17 protein-coding genes are annotated in these 18643 nt (G+C 55.2%); 5 read left to right on the top strand and 12 right to left on the bottom strand.

Features of this window, described 5'->3' with window-relative positions; genetic code table 11:
* The 11 genes from rffA to trxA all read right to left on the bottom strand — a co-directional run bounded on the left by rffA (position 1) and on the right by trxA (position 10522).
* The gene (rffA, locus tag PGR10_RS24265) at positions 1-1131 is read right to left on the bottom strand and encodes a dTDP-4-amino-4,6-dideoxygalactose transaminase (protein ID WP_430924242.1); all 1131 of its coding nucleotides are present in this window, start codon (positions 1129-1131) and stop codon (positions 1-3) included.
* A gap of 4 nt (positions 1132-1135) precedes the next feature.
* Positions 1136-1810, bottom strand: a complete 675-nt coding sequence (gene rffC, locus PGR10_RS24260; RefSeq protein ID WP_087858708.1) for a dTDP-4-amino-4,6-dideoxy-D-galactose acyltransferase — start codon at positions 1808-1810, stop codon at positions 1136-1138.
* Entirely contained in the window at positions 1788-2669 is an 882-nt protein-coding gene (rfbA, locus tag PGR10_RS24255; protein WP_087858709.1) for a glucose-1-phosphate thymidylyltransferase RfbA, read from the bottom strand. The genes rffC and rfbA overlap by 23 nt, the downstream gene beginning before the upstream one ends.
* Positions 2670-2687: 18 nt before the next feature.
* Entirely contained in the window at positions 2688-3755 is a 1068-nt protein-coding gene (rffG, locus tag PGR10_RS24250) for a dTDP-glucose 4,6-dehydratase (RefSeq protein ID WP_047038438.1), read from the bottom strand.
* Positions 3752-5014, bottom strand: a complete 1263-nt coding sequence (gene wecC, locus PGR10_RS24245; protein WP_087858710.1) for a UDP-N-acetyl-D-mannosamine dehydrogenase — start codon at positions 5012-5014, stop codon at positions 3752-3754. Before wecC ends, rffG begins: the two co-directional genes overlap by 4 nt.
* Positions 5011-6141 carry a non-hydrolyzing UDP-N-acetylglucosamine 2-epimerase gene (wecB, locus tag PGR10_RS24240; RefSeq protein ID WP_213200401.1) on the bottom strand — a complete coding sequence of 377 codons (1131 nt, stop codon included), beginning with the start codon at positions 6139-6141 and terminating at the stop codon, positions 5011-5013. Before wecB ends, wecC begins: the two co-directional genes overlap by 4 nt.
* Before the next feature lie 55 nt (positions 6142-6196).
* Positions 6197-7243, bottom strand: a complete 1047-nt coding sequence (gene wzzE / locus PGR10_RS24235; protein ID WP_087858711.1) for an ECA polysaccharide chain length modulation protein — start codon at positions 7241-7243, stop codon at positions 6197-6199.
* 13 nt (positions 7244-7256) lie between these two features.
* Positions 7257-8360 carry a UDP-N-acetylglucosamine--undecaprenyl-phosphate N-acetylglucosaminephosphotransferase gene (wecA, locus tag PGR10_RS24230; protein WP_015368885.1) on the bottom strand — a complete coding sequence of 368 codons (1104 nt, stop codon included), beginning with the start codon at positions 8358-8360 and terminating at the stop codon, positions 7257-7259.
* A 241-nt stretch (positions 8361-8601) separates the two neighbouring features.
* Positions 8602-9861 carry a transcription termination factor Rho gene (gene rho, locus PGR10_RS24225; protein WP_002883293.1) on the bottom strand — a complete coding sequence of 420 codons (1260 nt, stop codon included), beginning with the start codon at positions 9859-9861 and terminating at the stop codon, positions 8602-8604.
* 86 nt (positions 9862-9947) lie between these two features.
* The gene (locus PGR10_RS24220) at positions 9948-10049 is read right to left on the bottom strand and encodes a rho operon leader peptide (protein WP_049245627.1); all 102 of its coding nucleotides are present in this window, start codon (positions 10047-10049) and stop codon (positions 9948-9950) included.
* A 143-nt stretch (positions 10050-10192) separates the two neighbouring features.
* Positions 10193-10522 carry a thioredoxin TrxA gene (trxA, locus tag PGR10_RS24215; RefSeq protein ID WP_002883224.1) on the bottom strand — a complete coding sequence of 110 codons (330 nt, stop codon included), beginning with the start codon at positions 10520-10522 and terminating at the stop codon, positions 10193-10195.
* 343 nt (positions 10523-10865) lie between these two features.
* Between trxA and rhlB the strand changes: the two genes are divergently transcribed.
* The 5 genes from rhlB to PGR10_RS24190 all read left to right on the top strand — a co-directional run bounded on the left by rhlB (position 10866) and on the right by PGR10_RS24190 (position 16604).
* On the top strand, positions 10866-12131 hold the full coding sequence (gene rhlB, locus PGR10_RS24210) for an ATP-dependent RNA helicase RhlB (protein WP_015368886.1): 1266 nt from the start codon (positions 10866-10868) through the stop codon (positions 12129-12131).
* A gap of 115 nt (positions 12132-12246) precedes the next feature.
* On the top strand, positions 12247-13752 hold the full coding sequence (gene gppA / locus PGR10_RS24205; RefSeq protein ID WP_213317857.1) for a guanosine-5'-triphosphate,3'-diphosphate diphosphatase: 1506 nt from the start codon (positions 12247-12249) through the stop codon (positions 13750-13752).
* 19 nt (positions 13753-13771) lie between these two features.
* A complete protein-coding gene (locus tag PGR10_RS24200; RefSeq protein WP_087858713.1) occupies positions 13772-14689 on the top strand; it encodes a LysR family transcriptional regulator in 918 nt (305 codons plus the stop codon).
* A 131-nt stretch (positions 14690-14820) separates the two neighbouring features.
* Positions 14821-15819: an amidohydrolase family protein gene (locus PGR10_RS24195; RefSeq protein WP_087858714.1), complete on the top strand. Its 999-nt coding sequence runs from the start codon at positions 14821-14823 to the stop codon at positions 15817-15819.
* A gap of 62 nt (positions 15820-15881) precedes the next feature.
* Entirely contained in the window at positions 15882-16604 is a 723-nt protein-coding gene (locus tag PGR10_RS24190; RefSeq protein WP_113374964.1) for a DUF554 domain-containing protein, read from the top strand.
* Positions 16605-16608: 4 nt separating this feature from the next.
* On the opposite strand, the gene rep is transcribed toward PGR10_RS24190, so the two are convergent.
* Complete coding sequence (rep, locus tag PGR10_RS24185) at positions 16609-18630, bottom strand: DNA helicase Rep (protein ID WP_015368891.1); 2022 nt, start codon at positions 18628-18630, stop codon at positions 16609-16611.
* Between the last annotated feature and the right edge of the window lie 13 nt (positions 18631-18643).

Raw genomic sequence — 18643 nt, 5'->3', positions numbered from 1 at the left:
TCAGGAGAAGTAGCTCAGCAGCGAGTTAATCACCGTCCGTTGGTTTACCGCAGACAGGTTATAGAACAGCGGCAAACGCAGCAGGCGTTCGCTCTCCTGGGTGGTATAACGATCTTCCCCGCAGAACTCGCCGAACTGTTCGCCAGCCGGGCAGCTATGGAGCGGAATATAGTGGAACACCGCCAGAATTTCTGCCTCTTTCAGCCAGTTAATCAGCGCCGCGCGGTCATCGTTATCCCGCAGCTTAATGTAGAACATATGCGCGTTTTGCCCGCAATCCGCCGGTACCGCCGGCAGATCGATACGGCCCGCGCGCGCCAGCGGCAGCAGCGCGTCATAATAATTTTGCCACAGCATCAGACGCTGCTGGTTAATACGTTCAGCGGCTTCCAGCTGCGCCCAGAGATAGGCGGCCTGCAGATCGGACATCAAATAGCTGGAACCGATATCGCGCCAGGTGTACTTATCCACCAGACCGCGGAAAAACTGGCTACGGTTAGTGCCTTTTTCGCGAATGATCTCCGCGCGTTCCACCAGTTTACGATCGTTGATAAGCGTTGCGCCGCCTTCACCGCCGGCGGTGTAGTTTTTCGTCTCATGGAAGCTAAAGCAGCCAATATGGCCGATGGTGCCCAGCGCGCGGCCCTTATAGGTGGACATCACGCCCTGCGCGGCGTCTTCCACCACGTACAGGTTATATTTGGCGGCGAGCGCCATGATGGTGTCCATCTCACAGGCCACGCCAGCATAATGCACCGGCACGATCGCCCGGGTTTTATCGGTGATCGCCGTTTCAATCAGCGATTCATCAATATTCATCGTGTCGCGACGGATATCGACAAAGACGATTTTCGCCCCGCGGAGTACAAAAGCATTGGCGGTGGAAACAAAGGTATAGCTGGGCATGATGACTTCATCGCCCGGCTGAATATCCAGCAGCAGCGCCGCCATCTCCAGCGACGCGGTGCAGGATGGCGTCAGCAGCGCTTTGGCGGTGCCGAAGCGCTGTTCAAACCACTGCTGGCAGCGACGGGTAAAACCGCCGTCGCCGCAAAGCTTGCCGCTGTTCATCGCCGATTGCATGTAATCGAGCTCAGTCCCCACCACCGGCGGTGCGTTAAATGGAATCATCGTGTCACCTGTATAACCAGTACGCGGTGCTTTCCACATTCGCACCGCTGAGAATATAACGTTTAAGCGCGGCGGTGTTGCCCATTTGGGTCGCCACCCGCAGTGTAGAAAGCCCGCGTTGCGCCGCCCAGTGGCGCGCCGCCTGCATAAGCTCGGCTCCAGCGCCGCGTCCGGCCAACAGGCCGATACGCGCGTCGGTGTCATTGAGCTGACGCAAAGAAACAAATGCGCGGATGTCGCCATCGGACGCGCGAAATAACAGACACTGGTGGTCAAAGGTTCCCAGTACCGCGTTTTCGATCCATTGCGCGTAGAACCGGCCGCTGGCGTCAGCGGCGTACCAGGGAGCGCGAAAACGGCTCATGGCAAAGGCCTGCGCCGCCAGTTCACGCAGTCGCGCAATGTCGCCTTCAACGGCCCATTCGGCGCCGGCATCAGCCGGCTCGCCCACCGGCAACGCCAGATCGACCTCGCCTTCTACCAGTTGAAAACCGATCTCCTGTAGCGCATCCAGCCGGGCGGTGTCGCTGGCGGCGACTTTCGCCTGCACTCGCGACCATCCCGCCAGGGCTTCAGCGGTGAGCTGCGGCGCGCGTTCGTCAAAGCGAACGATGCCGCTATTAACGGCGAAGAAGCGGTTTTCCCACTCCAGCGCTTCAATACTGGCGCGGGCGGGCACGGAGGAGATCCAGCAAGTATTGGCCATAGCCGGTTTTTTCCAGCCGCTTCGCGGCGCGTTTGACGCCATCATCGTCAAGCCAACCGTTACGCCAGGCGATTTCTTCCAGACAGGCGATTTTAAAACCTTGCCGCTTTTCTACCGTTTGCACAAACATGCTGGCTTCAATCAGGCTATCGTGCGTGCCGGTATCCAGCCACGCAAAGCCGCGCCCAAGCAGCTCGACGGTTAACGCGCCATCCTCAAGATACATCTGGTTGATGGAGGTAATTTCCAGCTCGCCGCGCTCGGATGGTTTGACCCGTTTGGCGTACTCGGCCACTTTGCCATCGTAGAAATAAAGCCCGGTGACCGCCCAGTTCGACTTCGGTTGTTTCGGCTTTTCCTCCAGCGACAAGGCGCGGAAGTTGTCATCAAACTCCACCACGCCGAAGCGCTCAGGATCCATCACCTGATAGCCAAATACCGTCGCCCCTTCGGTGCGGGTTGCGACGCTACGCAGCTTAGGACTAAAGCTCTGGCCAAAGAAGATATTATCGCCCAACACCAGGCACGCCGGTTCGCCGTTGAGAAACGCTTCGCCGATGATAAACGCCTGGGCTAAACCATCCGGCGTCGGCTGAACGGCATACTGCAATTGGATACCGAACTCGGAACCATCGCCAAGCAGGCGTTGGAAATCGCGCTGATCTTCCGGCGTGGTGATGATAAGGATTTCACGGATCCCGGCCAGCATTAACACCGACAGCGGGTAGTAAATCATCGGCTTGTCGTAAATCGGCAACAGCTGTTTCGACACGCCGCGCGTGATGGGATGCAGGCGCGTACCGGAACCGCCTGCCAGAATAATACCTTTCATCATGCCCCCCTGGGCCAGTTAGCCGTGCAGCCCAAGACGCTCGCCCTGATAGCTACCGTCCTGAACCTGTCGCCACCATGCCTCATTTGCCAGATACCACTGGACGGTTTTGCGCATGCCGGAAGTAAAGGTCTCATCCGGCGTCCAGCCCAGCTCGCGTGCAATCTTCGCCGCGTCAATCGCATAACGCAGATCGTGGCCCGGCCGGTCAGCGACGAAGGTAATCAGATCGCGATAGTGCGCCACGCCCTGCGGTTTATGCGGCGCCAGCTCTTCGAGCAGTTCGCAAATGGTTTCCACCACCTCGATGTTTTTACGCTCGTTATGACCGCCGATATTGTAAGTTTCGCCCGGCTCGCCGCGGGTCGCCACCAGATACAGCGCTCTGGCGTGATCCTCGACGTACAGCCAGTCGCGAATCTGTTGGCCGTTACCGTAAACCGGTAGCGGTTTTCCCGCCAGCGCGTTGAGAATAATCAACGGGATCAGCTTCTCCGGGAAGTGATACGGGCCGTAGTTATTCGAGCAATTAGTGATAAGCGTCGGCAGGCCATAGGTACGCTGCCAGGCGCGCACCAGATGGTCGCTGCTAGCTTTCGAGGCCGAATAAGGACTGCTTGGCGCATAGGGCGTGGTCTCGGTAAAGAAATCATCGCTGCCGTGCAGATCGCCATACACTTCATCCGTCGAGATATGATGGAAGCGAAACGCCGATTTTTGCTCCGCCGCCAGCGTATTCCACCAGCTGCGCGCGGCTTCCAGCAGCGTATAGGTACCGACGATATTGGTTTCGATGAACGCCGCCGGGCCATCGATGGAACGATCGACATGGCTTTCCGCCGCGAGGTGCATCACCGTATCGGGTTGATGCTGGCGGAAGATGCGATCCAGCTCGGCTCGGTTGCAGATATCCACCTGTTCAAAGGCAAAACGCGCATCCTGCGCCACCGGCGCCAGCGACATCAAATTGCCGGCGTAGGTCAGCTTATCCACGACCACGACGCGATCGGCGGTGTGCTGGATGATTTCACGCACTACCGCGGAGCCAATAAAGCCAGCGCCGCCGGTGACCAGAATCGTTCTCACCGCCACACTCCTTTGGTGTCGATGATATAGGCCTGAGTAACGCTATCGCCGCTAACGGCTTTAAACTCGTTGTGATCGACCAGCATCACCAGCACATCGGCGCTCGCCAGCGCGTCATCGAGGGTCGCCAGCGTACACAGGCCATCAAGTTTCTTCGGCAGCGCATGAATGTTGGGCTCAACCACCTGCGTCGCGCCGCTGTGCCAGCGGGCGATCTGCGCGGCAATTTCCATCGCCGGGCTTTCGCGCAGGTCATCAATGTTAGGCTTAAAAGCCAGGCCGAAGCAGGCAATAGTCAGTTCGCTGGCGCGTTTATTGCTGGCATTCAGGCACTCGGCAACCTGTGCTTTTACCCGATCGATTACCCATTCCGGCTTGTGGTCGTTAACCTCGCGCGCGGTGCGAATCAGACGCGCCTGCTGCGGGTTTTGCGCCACGATAAACCACGGGTCGACGGCGATACAGTGGCCGCCGACGCCCGGACCCGGCTGCAGAATATTGACGCGCGGATGGCGGTTCGCCAGGCGGATGAGTTCCCAGACGTTGATCCCCTGATCGGCGCAAATCAGCGATAGTTCGTTAGCAAAGGCGATGTTGACGTCGCGGAAGCTGTTTTCCGTCAGCTTGCACATTTCCGCAGTGCGCGAGTTAGTCACTACGCATTCGCCTTCAAGGAAAATTTTATAGAGCTCACTGGCGCGCGCCGAGCAGACCGGCGACATTCCGCCAATAACGCGGTCGTTTTTGATGAGCTCAACCATCACCTGCCCCGGCAGCACGCGCTCCGGACAGTAGGCGACATTAACGTCGGCCGCCTCGCCAACCTGCTGTGGGAAGCTGAGATCGGGGCGCATCGCCGCCAGCCACTCGGCCATCTGTTCAGTCGAGCCGACCGGCGAGGTGGATTCCAGGATCACTAACGCCCCTTTCTTCAGGGTCGGCGCAATAGATTTAGCGGCGGATTCAACAAAGGCCATATCTGGCTCATGCCCGCCTTTAAACGGCGTCGGAACGGCAATCAGGTAGGCGTCAGACTCCACCGGCACGGTGGTGGCGCTTAAATATCCCTGTTCAACCGCCGTTTTCACGACGCTCGCTAAATCCGGCTCGACGATATGAATCTCACCACGGTTAATGGTCTCAACGGCGTGTTGATTGATGTCCACGCCAACCACCCGCCGTTGCCGGGAAGCAAATGCGGCAGCGGTTGGCAGACCAATGTACCCAAGGCCAATCACTGAAATGGTAGAAAAACTCATAGCGTTACCTGATTATTTTTAAGGGCGGATAAAATACGATCGCATGCCTGACCATCGCCGTAAGGGTTATGGGCCCGACTCATCGCCTGCCAGGCGGCATCATCCTGCAGCAGCCGGGTGACTTCATCGACGATACGCTGCCTGTCGGTGCCGACCAGCCGCACGGTGCCAGCGGCGACCGCCTCCGGGCGCTCAGTCATTTCGCGCATCACCAGTACCGGTTTCCCCAGCGACGGCGCCTCTTCCTGAATCCCGCCGGAATCGGTCAGAATCAGCCACGCCCGATTCATCAGCCAGACGAACGGCAGGTAATCCTGCGGTTCAATTAATTTCACGTTAGCGACATGGCCAAGAATACGGTTGACCGGTTCGCTGACGTTCGGGTTCAGGTGAACCGGATAAACAATCTGTACATCAGGGTGATGGCTGGCGATATCCGCCAGCGCATGGCAAATGTGCTCGAAGCCGAGACCAAAGCTCTCGCGGCGGTGGCCGGTCACCAGAATTAATTTCTTATCCTCTTCGAGGAACGGATAGCGCTGCATCAGTTCATTGCGCAGCGCCTCGTCGCCAAGGACACGATCGCGAACCCAGAACAACGCATCGATCACCGTATTGCCGGTGACGGTAATGCGCTCTTCGTTAATATTTTCCCGCAGCAGGTTATCGCGCGAGGTGGCGGTCGGGGCGAAATGGTACATCGCCAGACGCCCGGTCAGCGTGCGGTTACCCTCTTCCGGCCACGGCGAGTTCAGGTCGCCGGTACGCAGGCCCGCCTCCACGTGGCCCACCGGGATCCGCTGATAAAACGCCGCCAGACTGGCCGCCATCGTCGTCGTGGTATCGCCATGTACCAGCACTACGTCCGGCTTAAACGACTCCAGTACCGGCTTTAAACCTTGCAGAATGCGGCAGGTGATCTCGGTTAATCCCTGACCCGGCTGCATAATGTTCAGATCGTAGTCCGGCGTAATCGAAAACAGTTTCAACACCTGATCGAGCATCTCCCGATGCTGCGCGGTTACGCAAACCTTTGCCTCAAAATGAGGATCCTTTGCCAGCGCATGGACCAGCGGCGCCATCTTGATGGCTTCTGGTCTCGTGCCAAATACAGTTAGTACTTTCACATCGATTCTCTTCGATTAGGTGATGATGGCGCGGAGCCTTCATCACAGGCCCCATTCACTGGACACGACGACGTGCTAACGCCACGCCTGCGCCGATGAGCGCGCCCACAATCCCCCACATGATCATCAGAAATACGCGCCGCGGGCTATCGCGTTTTACAGGTTCTTCCGGCGTACGCAAATATCTGTAAGTCTGAAAACGTGGATCCAGCGTCGGGCCAACGTTTAGCGTGTTCAGCATGGCGCGGTTCTGGTCATAGTCGAGATCGTATTCCGGCCCTACGGCCTGCAGATTTTCGAGGCGCGCCTGCAGCATCGGCCGGCCCAGTAAGAAGAGTTCGGAGGCCGGCAGCTGCTCCGCTGGAACATCGGTCTCGCTGCGCGAAATGTTATGCTGCTGGGCGATTTTCAACGCCTGCTCGACGCTCTGCACGCGGCGGTTGTAGATCTCGCTCGCCACCTCTTCCTGACGCTTCACCTGCGCTTTCATCTGTACGGTACGCGCCGCCCAGGCGCCCTTCAGCTCATCATTAAGATGACCGGCGGCACGCTGACTGGCGAAAGCGACGTACTGACGCAGCAGATTATTGGCATCTGGCGCGGTCTCCGCCGTCAGCTTGATGCTGTCATTGACGCTTTTCAGCGGGTCGCCCGGGATAAACTGAATATCGTTAATGAGATCGTCAAGCATCGCCGCATCCGCGCGCGCGTTACCTGACTGACGCTGTTTGTAGTAGTCGGTCTGCAGCCAGAAGTCACGGCGGGTATCCCATGACGCCTGTTGCATAATGAACTCTTTGTATGCCTCATCCATGGCGGAAGGTTGGTCTACCGAAGCCAGATCGGCTTTGATATCCAGGTTACGTAAGAACTGCTGTTGCGAATAGTATCCGCCCAGCATATTGACGGTCGGCCGGTCGGTAATTGCCGTCGCGCTCCACTCCTGGCGAGCAAAAAAGGAATAAATAAGAACGATCAGCGCGAATAACGCGGCGGTGCCGACTATCCAGCCTTTTCCTGCCCATAAGGCGCGAAACAGCCCGCGAATATCCAGTTCGTTCTCAACGTTCACTGCTTGTGCTCCCGGTAATGGTTGAGTCATCACGTCCCCAGTTTTACTTGGTTAAATTTGGATTATTGCCGCTGTGTCGCCGAATTCTGCGTCTAATGCGCTTAACCAGACGCGCCACTTTCCATGCGCGCTTAATGCAGTAGCCATAAAGTAAAAAAGCAAACAAAAAGAGTATTAACATCACCCATTCAGGAACAATACGGGTGTATTCCGCCACTACGCCGACCAGCGCCAGTAAAGCGGCAGCCAGCGTAATCAGGACAAAGGCCTGCCGGGAAGTAAACCCGGCACGCATTATCAAATGATGAATATGCTGACGATCCGGCGAGAACGGGCTCATCCCCTTTCTCAGGCGGCGATACATAATCGCCACCATATCCATCAAAGGAATCGCAATAATCCACAGCGCCGTCACCGGGCTGATGGGATGCGTTTTACCCTGCGTGGTCTCCAGCAGGATCCAGATAATGGTGAAGCCAATCATGGTGCTGCCGGCATCGCCCATAAACACTTTATAGCGACGTCCAAGCGCGCCGAGATTAAGTAAAATATAGGGCAGGATGGCGGCGATCATCGCAAAACACCACATCGCCAGGCTGTACTGGCCGTCAAACCATAAGATGATGCCGGTTGCGGCGAAGGAAACGGACGAAAGCCCGCCGAGCAACCCGTCAATGCCATCCACCATATTGAAGGCGTTGATTGCCGCCCAAACGGCGAAAAGCGTGAGGAAAAAACCAAAGGGGCCGAGGACTAACTCCCACGAACCGAAAATATAGCCGAGGCTGCTGAGATGCAGATTACCCGCCGTCATCATGATAACGGCTATCGCGGCCTGAATAACCGCACGAATTTTTACGCTGATATCAAATCGGTCATCCAACGCGCCGACCAACACCAGCACGCCCGCACAGGCCAGATACAGCGTGGCATGAGGGATATAATAATCGGCAATCGCAAAGGTAAAACAAATACCGGCATAAACTGAGATACCACCAACTAACGGAATCAAACCTTGATGCCGTTTCCGATAGTTTGGCTTATCCACTAACCCAATTTTTTTCGCTGCTTTACGGGCAACAAATATAAACAGGGTCGTGAATAAGAAAACACTGATTAATTCAGTAATAGCAGTGAGTAAATTCACAACACATGTGCTCTCAGCATAGTTAATCCGGGGAGTATAACGATGATGTCTCCACTCCTGAAGGGGAAAAGCAGAACATTACAAATTTATTGTATATATTTTAGACTGTTAAAGTCCTTTCTGCCTTACCCGCCGCGCATATCATACGGCAACGCTGGCGGCGCTTTTCCCGCCTGGATCATACAAAGCTACAAAACAAAACGCCACGCAATCGCGTGGCGTTTTTTCGGCGTATTCCGTCCTACGAACGCTTCATCATATCGAAGAAGTCGTCGTTAGTTTTGGTCATCGCCAGCTTATTAATGAGGAACTCCATTGCGTCGATTTCACCCATAGGATGGATGATTTTGCGCAGGATCCACATTTTCTGCAGCTCTTCCTGGGTGGTCAGCAGCTCTTCTTTACGGGTACCGGAACGGTTGTAGTCGATAGCCGGGAAGACGCGTTTTTCCGCAATCTTACGGGAGAGGTGCAGTTCCATGTTACCGGTGCCTTTGAACTCTTCGTAGATAACTTCATCCATTTTAGAGCCGGTATCGATAAGCGCGGTAGCGATGATAGTCAGGCTGCCGCCCTCTTCCACGTTACGCGCCGCACCGAAGAAGCGCTTCGGACGATGCAGGGCGTTGGCGTCCACACCACCGGTCAGCACTTTACCGGAAGCCGGAACCACGGTGTTGTAGGCACGGGCCAGACGGGTAATGGAGTCGAGCAGGATAATAACGTCTTTTTTGTGCTCAACCAGACGTTTCGCTTTCTCGATAACCATTTCGGCAACCTGCACGTGACGAGATGCGGGTTCGTCAAAGGTAGAAGCGACAACTTCACCTTTAACCAGACGCTGCATCTCGGTCACTTCTTCCGGACGTTCGTCGATAAGCAACACCATCAGCACGCAGTCAGGATGGTTGTATGCGATGCTCTGCGCGATGTTCTGCAGCAGCATGGTTTTACCGGCTTTCGGCGGCGCGACGATCAGGCCACGCTGGCCGCGGCCAATCGGCGATGCCAGATCCAGTACGCGGGCGGTTAAGTCTTCGGTAGAACCATTACCACGCTCCATACGCAGGCGTGAATTCGCGTGCAGCGGCGTTAAGTTCTCGAACAGAATCTTATTACGCGCGTTTTCCGGCTTGTCGTAGTTAACTTCGTTAACTTTCAGCAGCGCGAAGTAACGTTCACCCTCTTTAGGAGGACGAATCTTACCGGAAATGGTGTCACCAGTGCGGAGGTTGAAGCGGCGGATTTGGCTGGGGGATACGTAGATGTCGTCTGGACCGGCGAGGTAGGAGCTGTCTGCTGAGCGGAGGAATCCAAATCCATCCTGCAGTATCTCCAGTACGCCATCGCCAAAGATATCTTCGCCACTCTTTGAATGCTGCTTGAGGATGGCAAAAATAATATCCTGCTTACGCATACGAGCCAGGTTTTCCAGCCCCATATTTTCGCCGAGAGTAATCAGCTCAGAAACCGGCGTATTCTTTAATTCGGTAAGATTCATAGTGGTGTGGGTTCTTAAACTCGGGGTAAATCTCGAACTTAATGTTGTGAATGGTATGGCAGGAACATCCATGCCTGTTAGCGGCTTCATCTCGTGTCTGTACGTTGCCTGGTCACAGGAAAGAACGCAGAACTGAAACGACAAGACGGAATGAGTGATAAGCCCGGAATTATTAGCCTCACGCGCATAGTCTGCGGGACGCTTTGGGTAAAACAAGATTCAAACAATAGGTATGTTTAAAACGAAGTCTGGAATTAACTTAGCACGACTCAGGCCGGGCGTCCAGAGTTCCACAAAAAATAGGAATCCGGACGCCGGAATGGCAAACCGATTACGCCAGGTTGGCGTCGAGGAACTCTTTCAGTTGGCCTTTGGACAGCGCGCCGACTTTAGTCGCCGCGACTTCGCCGTTCTTGAACAGCAGCAGCGTCGGGATGCCGCGGATGCCGTACTTCGGCGCCGTGCCCGGGTTCTGATCGATGTTCAGTTTAGCCACGGTCAGTTTGCCTTGATACTCTTCAGCGATCTCATCCAGAATCGGGGCGATCATTTTGCACGGACCACACCACTCTGCCCAGAAATCGACGAGGGTCAGCCCGTCAGCCTTGAGTACGTCCGTGTCAAAACTGTCGTCAGTCAGGTGAATAATTTTATCGCTCATATATAACTCCACAGGAATAAGCCTGGTGTGTTGGTGTCGCAGTCATCAACGACGTGTTGATGCTACGTTATGCACGCTATTCTTCAGGATGCCTCTTTTATAAGCTACCTGCGGGAATGGATCCACCATGGACCACCACCGCCGATGCTTAAGCGCACTGTCTGCAAATCTACCTGCGGCAGATTTACCGCCCCCGTTGCGCTTAGTAGTCTAAGCTTTCCGGGATCCATTCAGTAGCCGGAGACGCACCTTGAATAATTTCGTATATCGCCAACGAAAGGTTGACGTTATTTCACCGGATACGCTTTCTTAATGCAATAGTTAGCTGATATTCTACCACACTATGAGCAAAACACATTTGACAGAACAGAAGTTTTCCGACTTCGCCCTGCACCCGGCAGTTGTCGAAGCCCTTGAAAAAAAAGGGTTTCATAATTGCACACCCATTCAGGCTCTCGCCCTTCCGCTCACGCTGGAAGGCCGCGATGTCGCCGGGCAGGCGCAAACCGGTACCGGTAAAACGATGGCGTTTCTGACGTCAACGTTTCATTATCTTCTCTCTCACCCGGCCATCGCAGACCGCCAGGTTAACCAACCGCGCGCGCTGATCATGGCGCCAACGCGCGAGCTGGCGGTACAGATTCACGCTGACGCCGAACCGCTGGCGCAGGCCACCGGTCTGAAGCTCGGTCTGGCTTACGGCGGCGACGGCTACGATAAGCAGCTGAAAGTACTGGAAAGCGGCGTTGATATTCTGATCGGCACCACCGGTCGCCTTATCGATTACGCTAAACAAAACCACATTAATCTCGGCGCCATTCAGGTTGTCGTGCTGGACGAAGCCGATCGCATGTACGATCTCGGCTTTATTAAAGATATCCGCTGGCTATTCCGCCGCATGCCGCCGGCCACTCAGCGCCTGAACATGCTGTTCTCCGCCACGCTGTCTTACCGCGTACGCGAACTGGCGTTCGAACAAATGAACAACGCCGAGTACGTTGAAGTCGAACCGGAACAGAAAACCGGCCACCGCATTAAAGAAGAGTTGTTCTACCCTTCCAACGACGAAAAAATGCGCCTGCTGCAGACGTTGCTGGAAGAAGAATGGCCTGACCGCGCTATTGTTTTCGCCAACACCAAGCATCGTTGTGAAGATATCTGGGGCCATCTGGCGGCAGATGGGCATCGCGTTGGCCTGCTGACCGGCGACGTAGCGCAGAAAAAACGCCTGCGTATTCTCGAAGAGTTCACCCGCGGCGATCTCGATATTCTGGTTGCGACCGACGTAGCCGCTCGCGGTCTGCATATCCCCGCCGTCACCCATGTCTTTAACTATGACCTGCCGGATGACTGCGAAGACTATGTCCACCGTATTGGCCGTACCGGCCGCGCGGGCGCCAGCGGACACTCCATCAGTCTGGCCTGCGAAGAGTACGCGCTGAATCTGCCGGCAATTGAAACCTATATCGGCCATTCGATCCCGGTCAGCAAGTACAATCCGGACGCGCTGATGACCGATTTACCGAAGCCGTTGCGTTTGACGCGTACCCGCCCAGGTAATGGCCCGCGCCGTAATGGCCCGCCACGCAATCGTCGTCGTTCAGGTTAACATCTATGCCATACGCGAAATCTTTCAGGATGCGCCACGGAGATAATCCCGGGCAACGCGTTCAGATAAGTGGAATGGGCAACGAAGCCCAGTCGACACAGGAGCCGCCTGAAAGATGAAGAGTATGAGTTCCACCTCGCTGTATGCCGCCATCGACCTTGGCTCCAATAGTTTTCATATGTTGGTGGTGCGCGAGGTGGCAGGCAGTATTCAAACGCTGAGCCGCATTAAGCGCAAGGTGCGTCTGGCCGCTGGCCTGAATAGCGATAATGCGCTCTCCGCGGAAGCGATGGAGCGCGGCTGGCAGTGCTTACGCCTGTTTGCCGAGCGTTTGCAGGATATTCCTTCGGCGCAAATTCGCGTCGTCGCCACCGCCACCCTGCGTCTGGCGGTCAACGCCGGCGAGTTTCTGGCGAAAGCGCAGGAAATCCTCGGTTGCCCCGTCCAGGTGATTAGCGGTGAAGAAGAAGCCCGCCTAATCTACCAGGGCGTAGCCCATACCACCGGCGGCGCCGATCAGCGTCTGGTGGTGGATATCGGCGGCGCCAGTACTGAACTGGTGACCGGCACCGGCGCGCAAACCACCTCGCTGTTCAGCCTGTCGATGGGCTGCGTCACCTGGCTTGAACGCTACTTCGCCGACCGTAGTCTGACTAAAGAAAACTTCGATCTCGCTGAAGCGGCGGCGCGCGATGTGCTGCGTCCGATCGCCGATGTCCTGCGTTATCACGGCTGGAAAGTGTGCGTCGGCGCTTCAGGCACCGTGCAGGCGCTGCAGGAAATTATGATGGCGCAGGGAATGGATGAGCGCATCACCCTCAGCAAGCTACAGCAGCTTAAGCAGCGCGCCATCCAGTGCGGCCGACTCGAAGAGCTGGAAATCGAAGGGCTGACGCTCGAACGCGCCCTGGTTTTTCCGAGCGGCCTTGCCATTCTGATTGCTATCTTTAGCGAACTGAATATTCAGTGCATGACGCTGGCTGGCGGCGCCTTACGCGAAGGGCTGGTCTACGGCATGTTGCACCTTTCTGTCGATCAGGATATTCGTAGCCGCACGCTGCGTAATATTCAGCGGCGCTTTATGATCGATACCGAACAGGCGCAACGGGTTGCTAATCTGGCCACCCATCTGGTGGATCAACTGGAAAGCGGCTGGGAGCTGGATCCGCTTAGCCGCGATTTACTCGTCAGCGCCTGCGCGCTACATGAAATTGGCCTGAGCGTTGATTTTAAACGCGCGCCGCAGCACGCCGCCTATCTGGTCAATAACCTCGACCTACCCGGCTTCACCCCGGCGCAAAAGAAGCTCATCGCCACGCTGCTGCTCAACCAGACTAACGCCATCGACCTTTCTTCGCTCCATCAGCAAAACGCGGTACCGCCGCGCGTTGCCGAACATCTGTGTCGCCTGCTGCGACTGGCGATTCTGTTTGCCAGCCGCCGGCGCGACGATCTCCTGCCAACCATTCAGCTTACCGCCGACGACGAAAAACTGACGCTGACGCTGCCGGATGACTGGCTGGAAGAACATCCGCTGGGCCGGGAAATGGTCGAGCAAGAGTGCCAGTGGCAAAGCTATGTCCACTGGGCGCTGCTGATCGACGACGACGCGGCGAGGTAATTTCCGGCCAGGAGGGCGCATGCGGGAAGAACTGGATTTCAAATCACTACGCTTTTTCTCCGCGCTCTACCGTTTGGGGAATGTCTCTCCGGCGGCGGAAGCGCTTGATATCAGCCAGCCAACCGGAAGCCTGCTGCTAAAAAAGCTACGCGAGCACTTTGACGACCCGCTATTTGTGCGCGTTGGTCAACGAATGGCGCCAACGCCGCGCGCGGACGCTATCGCCCCCACTATTTTTACTCTGCTGCAATTGGCCGATACCGATCTGGCGGCTAAGCCGGAATTTATCCCACAAGAGAGCAACCGTAACTTCACCATCGGCATGACCGATATCAGCCAGATGACGCTTCTTCCTTTGCTGCAAAGCCAGATACAACGGCTGGAAGCCAGCGACATCACCTTTACGGTGCTGAATATTGACGATCAAACGCTTAGCGCGCTGGAATCCGGGAAATGTGATTTGGCGATCGGGTATCTTACCCAGTTGCCGGATAGCGTCTATCAGCAGCATCTGTTCGATCAATCGTATGTTTGTCTGGCAGCGGACAATCACCCGCGCATTCGTCATCATTTCAGCGCCGAAGACTGGCGTCAGGAAAAGCATCTTGCGGTTCGCGTCAACGGCACCGCCCACGGTGATATTGATAAACTGCTCGCGGAACACAGTATGCCGCGACGCATCGCATTGACGCTGCCCAGCTTTTTAGGCGCAGGCGAGCTGGTTGCCGGCAGCGAGATGATCGCGGTGGTGCCGGAACAGCTGGCGCGCCACATCACCAGACGTTACCCCTGCCGCAGCTGGCCGCTGCCTTTCTCACTGGCTAACATCGCGATTCGCCAGGTCTGGCACCAGCGCCTGCACCGCGACCCAGGGCATATCTGGCTGCGCACGCAGATTGTAGGCCTTGCCGCCTCTGGCGGTTCTATTAGCATTTAAATCATAAAAGAATCGGCTGTATTAGTATTACTGATACGCCGTATTCTATTTGGTTTATTGCTGTCAATACGTCAAACATTTTAATCTCCTCGCATCAGTTCATATCGATAGAATAAATAAAGGAACTTATCATGCGCGGAAAAATCGCTTTAGAAGAACATGTATCCACCCCTGAAAATAATCGTTTGTGGGATTCGACCGGCGAAGCTAACCGTAACGGTAGCGAATATATGCAAGATGTTGAACGCCGCCTGCTAGACCGCAGTATTCAGCTCGAAGAGATGGCGCAACGTAATATTGACCACGTAATTCTTTCTCTGACTTCACCCGGCGCGCAATCTATTTTAGATAAAGCCAAAGCGGTCTCTTTCGCTCGCGACACTAACGACTTTATCGTTGATAATTATGTAAAACCGAATCCGGATAAATTTAGCGCTTTCGCCACGCTGGCGTTACAAAACCCGGAAGCGGCGGCGGAAGAGCTGGAGCGCGCGGTGAAAAAACTGGGCATGAAAGGCGCGTTGATTAACGGCTATACCAACGTCAAAGATAACGAACATGGCCTGTATCTTGATGATGAATCCATGTTGGTATTCTGGGATAAAGTTAACGAGTTAAACGTGCCGGTGTACCTGCATCCGCGTGAACCGCTGGAAGGCCCGGCTCGCGGTATTTATACCGGTTACGAAAGCCTGATCGGTTCCGCCTGGGGCTTTGCGCAGGAAACCGCCGTTCATGCCATTCGCCTGATGATGAGCGGCCTGTTCGACCGTTATCCAAACCTTAATCTGGTGCTGGGACACCTCGGTGAAGGGCTGGTACACATGCTGCCGCGCACTCAACATCGTCTCTATCGTCAGCGTTTCGGCTGCGGTTTGGGCAAGGCGGAAAAACCGTTAATGCACTATCTGCAAAATAACTTTATTGTCACCACCAGCGGTCATTTTAATACTCACTCGCTAAATAATGCGATTGAAGTGATGGGTGCCGATCGCGTGATGTTCTCCGTCGATTATCCGTATGAAGATATTCATCAGGCCTGCGACTGGTTTGATCCATTGGAGATGGAAACAGGGCTAAAAGATAAAATAGCCTGGGGCAATGCCAGCCGCGTTTTTAATATCAAATAATTTAAAAAACACGCTTCAGGGTCTGATTTCAGGCCCTGATTTTATTACAGGGAGAATATAGTATGCCGATAGGTATTTTTGTTTGCAGCGGTTCATTACTCGTTGGCGCAATTGCAGGCGCCTCGCTCAACCGATTTATCCCGGACCACTTTAAGAAAACGCTACCGCTTATTTCCGGGTTAATCTCTATCAGTATGGGCGTGTTCTTCCTTAACAAACTGATCAATCTGCCGCCCATTGCGCTGGCCGTTATCATCGGCACGATTATTGGCGGCCTGTTGAATATTGAGAAGTGGATTGAGCGGGCGGGCACCAAACTACGCACGCCCATCGAGCGCATTTTTCCAGGCCAAAACAACGCTGGTGTAGAAGGCGGAGATTTTATGAACCAGTTTATCGCGGTGCTGATCCTGTTCTGCGCTAGCGGTACCGGTATTTTTGGCGCCCTAACCGAAGGGATGACCGGCGACCCGACCATTCTACTGACCAAGTCGATACTCGACTTTTTCACCGCCGCCATTTTCGCTTCCACGCTGGGCTACATTATCACCGCGATTTTTATTCCCCAGCTGATCATCTTCGTGATTCTGTTCTTCGCCGCCACGTTTATTATGACGCTGATAAGCCCATCGATGATCGCTGATTTTACTGCCTGCGGCGGTATTATTATGCTGGCGACCGGTTTTCGGCTTTGCGGTATTCGCCATTTCCCCACCGCCAACATGCTGCCGTCGCTACTGCTGGTGATGCCATTTTCCACCGCCTGGCAGCAGTTTGTCGCCTGAAGCGTTAGCCCTTTTTCGCCTTCGCCAGCATCGCCTTGATATTCGCGACGTTGGCCTGGCCTTTATGCATACGTTCTTCCGCAGAGATGACTTTCCGTTCCTGCTCCCAAATCAGATCGTCTTGCGGGAGCTCAAGCAGAAAACGGCTCGGCTCCGGGCGCACCAGCTCGCCATACTGACGACGCTCCTTACAGAGCGTAAAGGTCAACTCTTTCTGCGCGCGGGTGATACCCACATAGGCCAGTCGCCGTTCTTCATCGACATTATCTTCATCGATACTGCTCTGATGCGGTAGCAATCCCTCTTCCATTCCCACCAGGTAAACATAGGGGAACTCCAGCCCTTTTGAGGCATGCAGAGTCATCAACTGCACCTGATCCAGCTCTTCATCCGATTCGCCGCGTTCCATCATATCGCGCAGGGTAAAGCGGGTAACCACCTGCGTCAGCGTCATCGGCTCATCTATCTCGCTGCCTTCCAGCATTTCGGTCATCCAGGTAAACAGCTGGTTGACGTTTTTCATCCGCATTTCCGCGGCTTTCGGGCTCGGCGAGGTTTCATATAGCCAGGACTCATAATCAATCCCGCGAATTAAATCCCGCACGGCATTGACCGGTTCACGCTCGGCCAGTTGCTGAATTTCCCGCAGCCAATGGGTGAAACGAGTGAGCGATTCATACCCGCGCCCGGTCAGCGTCTGGCTTAACCCCATATCAAAGCTGGCGGTGAATAAGCCTTTGTTACGGCTCATCGCCCATTCGCCCAGCTTTTGCAAGGTCGCCGGGCCAATCTCGCGTTTCGGCGTATTGACGATGCGCAGGAAGGCGCTGTCGTCATCCGGGTTGGTAAGTACGCGCAGATAGGCCAGCAAATCTTTAATTTCCGGGCGCGAAAAGAACGATGTGCCGCCCGAGATTTTGTACGGGATGCGGTTTTGCATCAGCATCTTTTCAAAAACCCGCGACTGGTGATTACCGCGATAAAGGATGGCGTAATCTTTGTAGTTGGTTTTATTAATAAAGTGATGGGCTATCAGTTCGCCAGCGACGCGCTCCGCTTCATGATCTTCGTTATTGGCGGAGAGCACTTTCAGCTCCGTGCCGTAGCCAAGTTCAGAGAACAGCCGCTTTTCAAAGACGTGTGGGTTATTGGCGATCAAAATGTTGGCGGCCTTCAGAATACGCCCTGATGAACGGTAGTTCTGTTCAAGCTTGATCACCTGCAGCGCCGGAAAATCCTGGCTTAGCAGCACCAGGTTCTGCGGCCGCGCGCCGCGCCACGAGTAGATCGACTGGTCATCATCACCCACCACGGTAAAGCGCGCGCGCTGCCCCACCAGCAGCTTCACCAGCTCATACTGGCTGGTGTTGGTATCCTGATACTCATCCACCAGCAGGTAACGGATCTTGTTCTGCCAGCGTTCGCGCACCTCTTCATTACGCTGCAGCAGCAGCGTCGGCAGCAGGATAAGATCGTCAAAATCGAGGACGTTACAGGCCTTCATATGCGCATCATAGAGCCCATAGCAGTGAGCGAAGATGCGGTCCCGTTCGCCTTTCGCGCCAGCCGCCGCCTGCGCCGGCGTTTTCAGATCGTTTTTCCAGTTGGAGATCGTCGAGATCAGCTGCTGCAACACCACTTTGTCATCTTCGATCAACCCTTCGGTGAGCTCTTTCAGCAGCGCGACCTGGTCAGTATCATCGAACAAGGAAAAGTTAGATTTCATTCCCAGCGCGGCGTATTCACGTTTGATGATATCCAGCCCCAGGGTGTGGAAGGTGGAAATCATCAGCCCGCGCGCCTCTTTACGCCCCAGCGTTTGCCCGACGCGCTCTTTCATTTCGCGCGCGGCCTTGTTAGTAAAGGTGACGGCCGCGATATGGCGCGCCTGATAACCGCAGCCGCGGATCAGGTGGGCGATTTTATTCGTAATAACGCGGGTCTTACCGGAACCGGCGCCCGCCAGCACCAGGCACGGTCCGGTAACGAATTCGACGGCTTGTTGTTGGCCAGGGTTTAAACGCATGGGAATATTGCTC

It is taken from the genome of Klebsiella sp. 141198 (assembly GCF_050600785.1).
GTDB lineage: Bacteria > Pseudomonadota > Gammaproteobacteria > Enterobacterales > Enterobacteriaceae > Klebsiella > Klebsiella aerogenes.
This window is presented reverse-complemented; position numbering and strand designations above follow the sequence as displayed.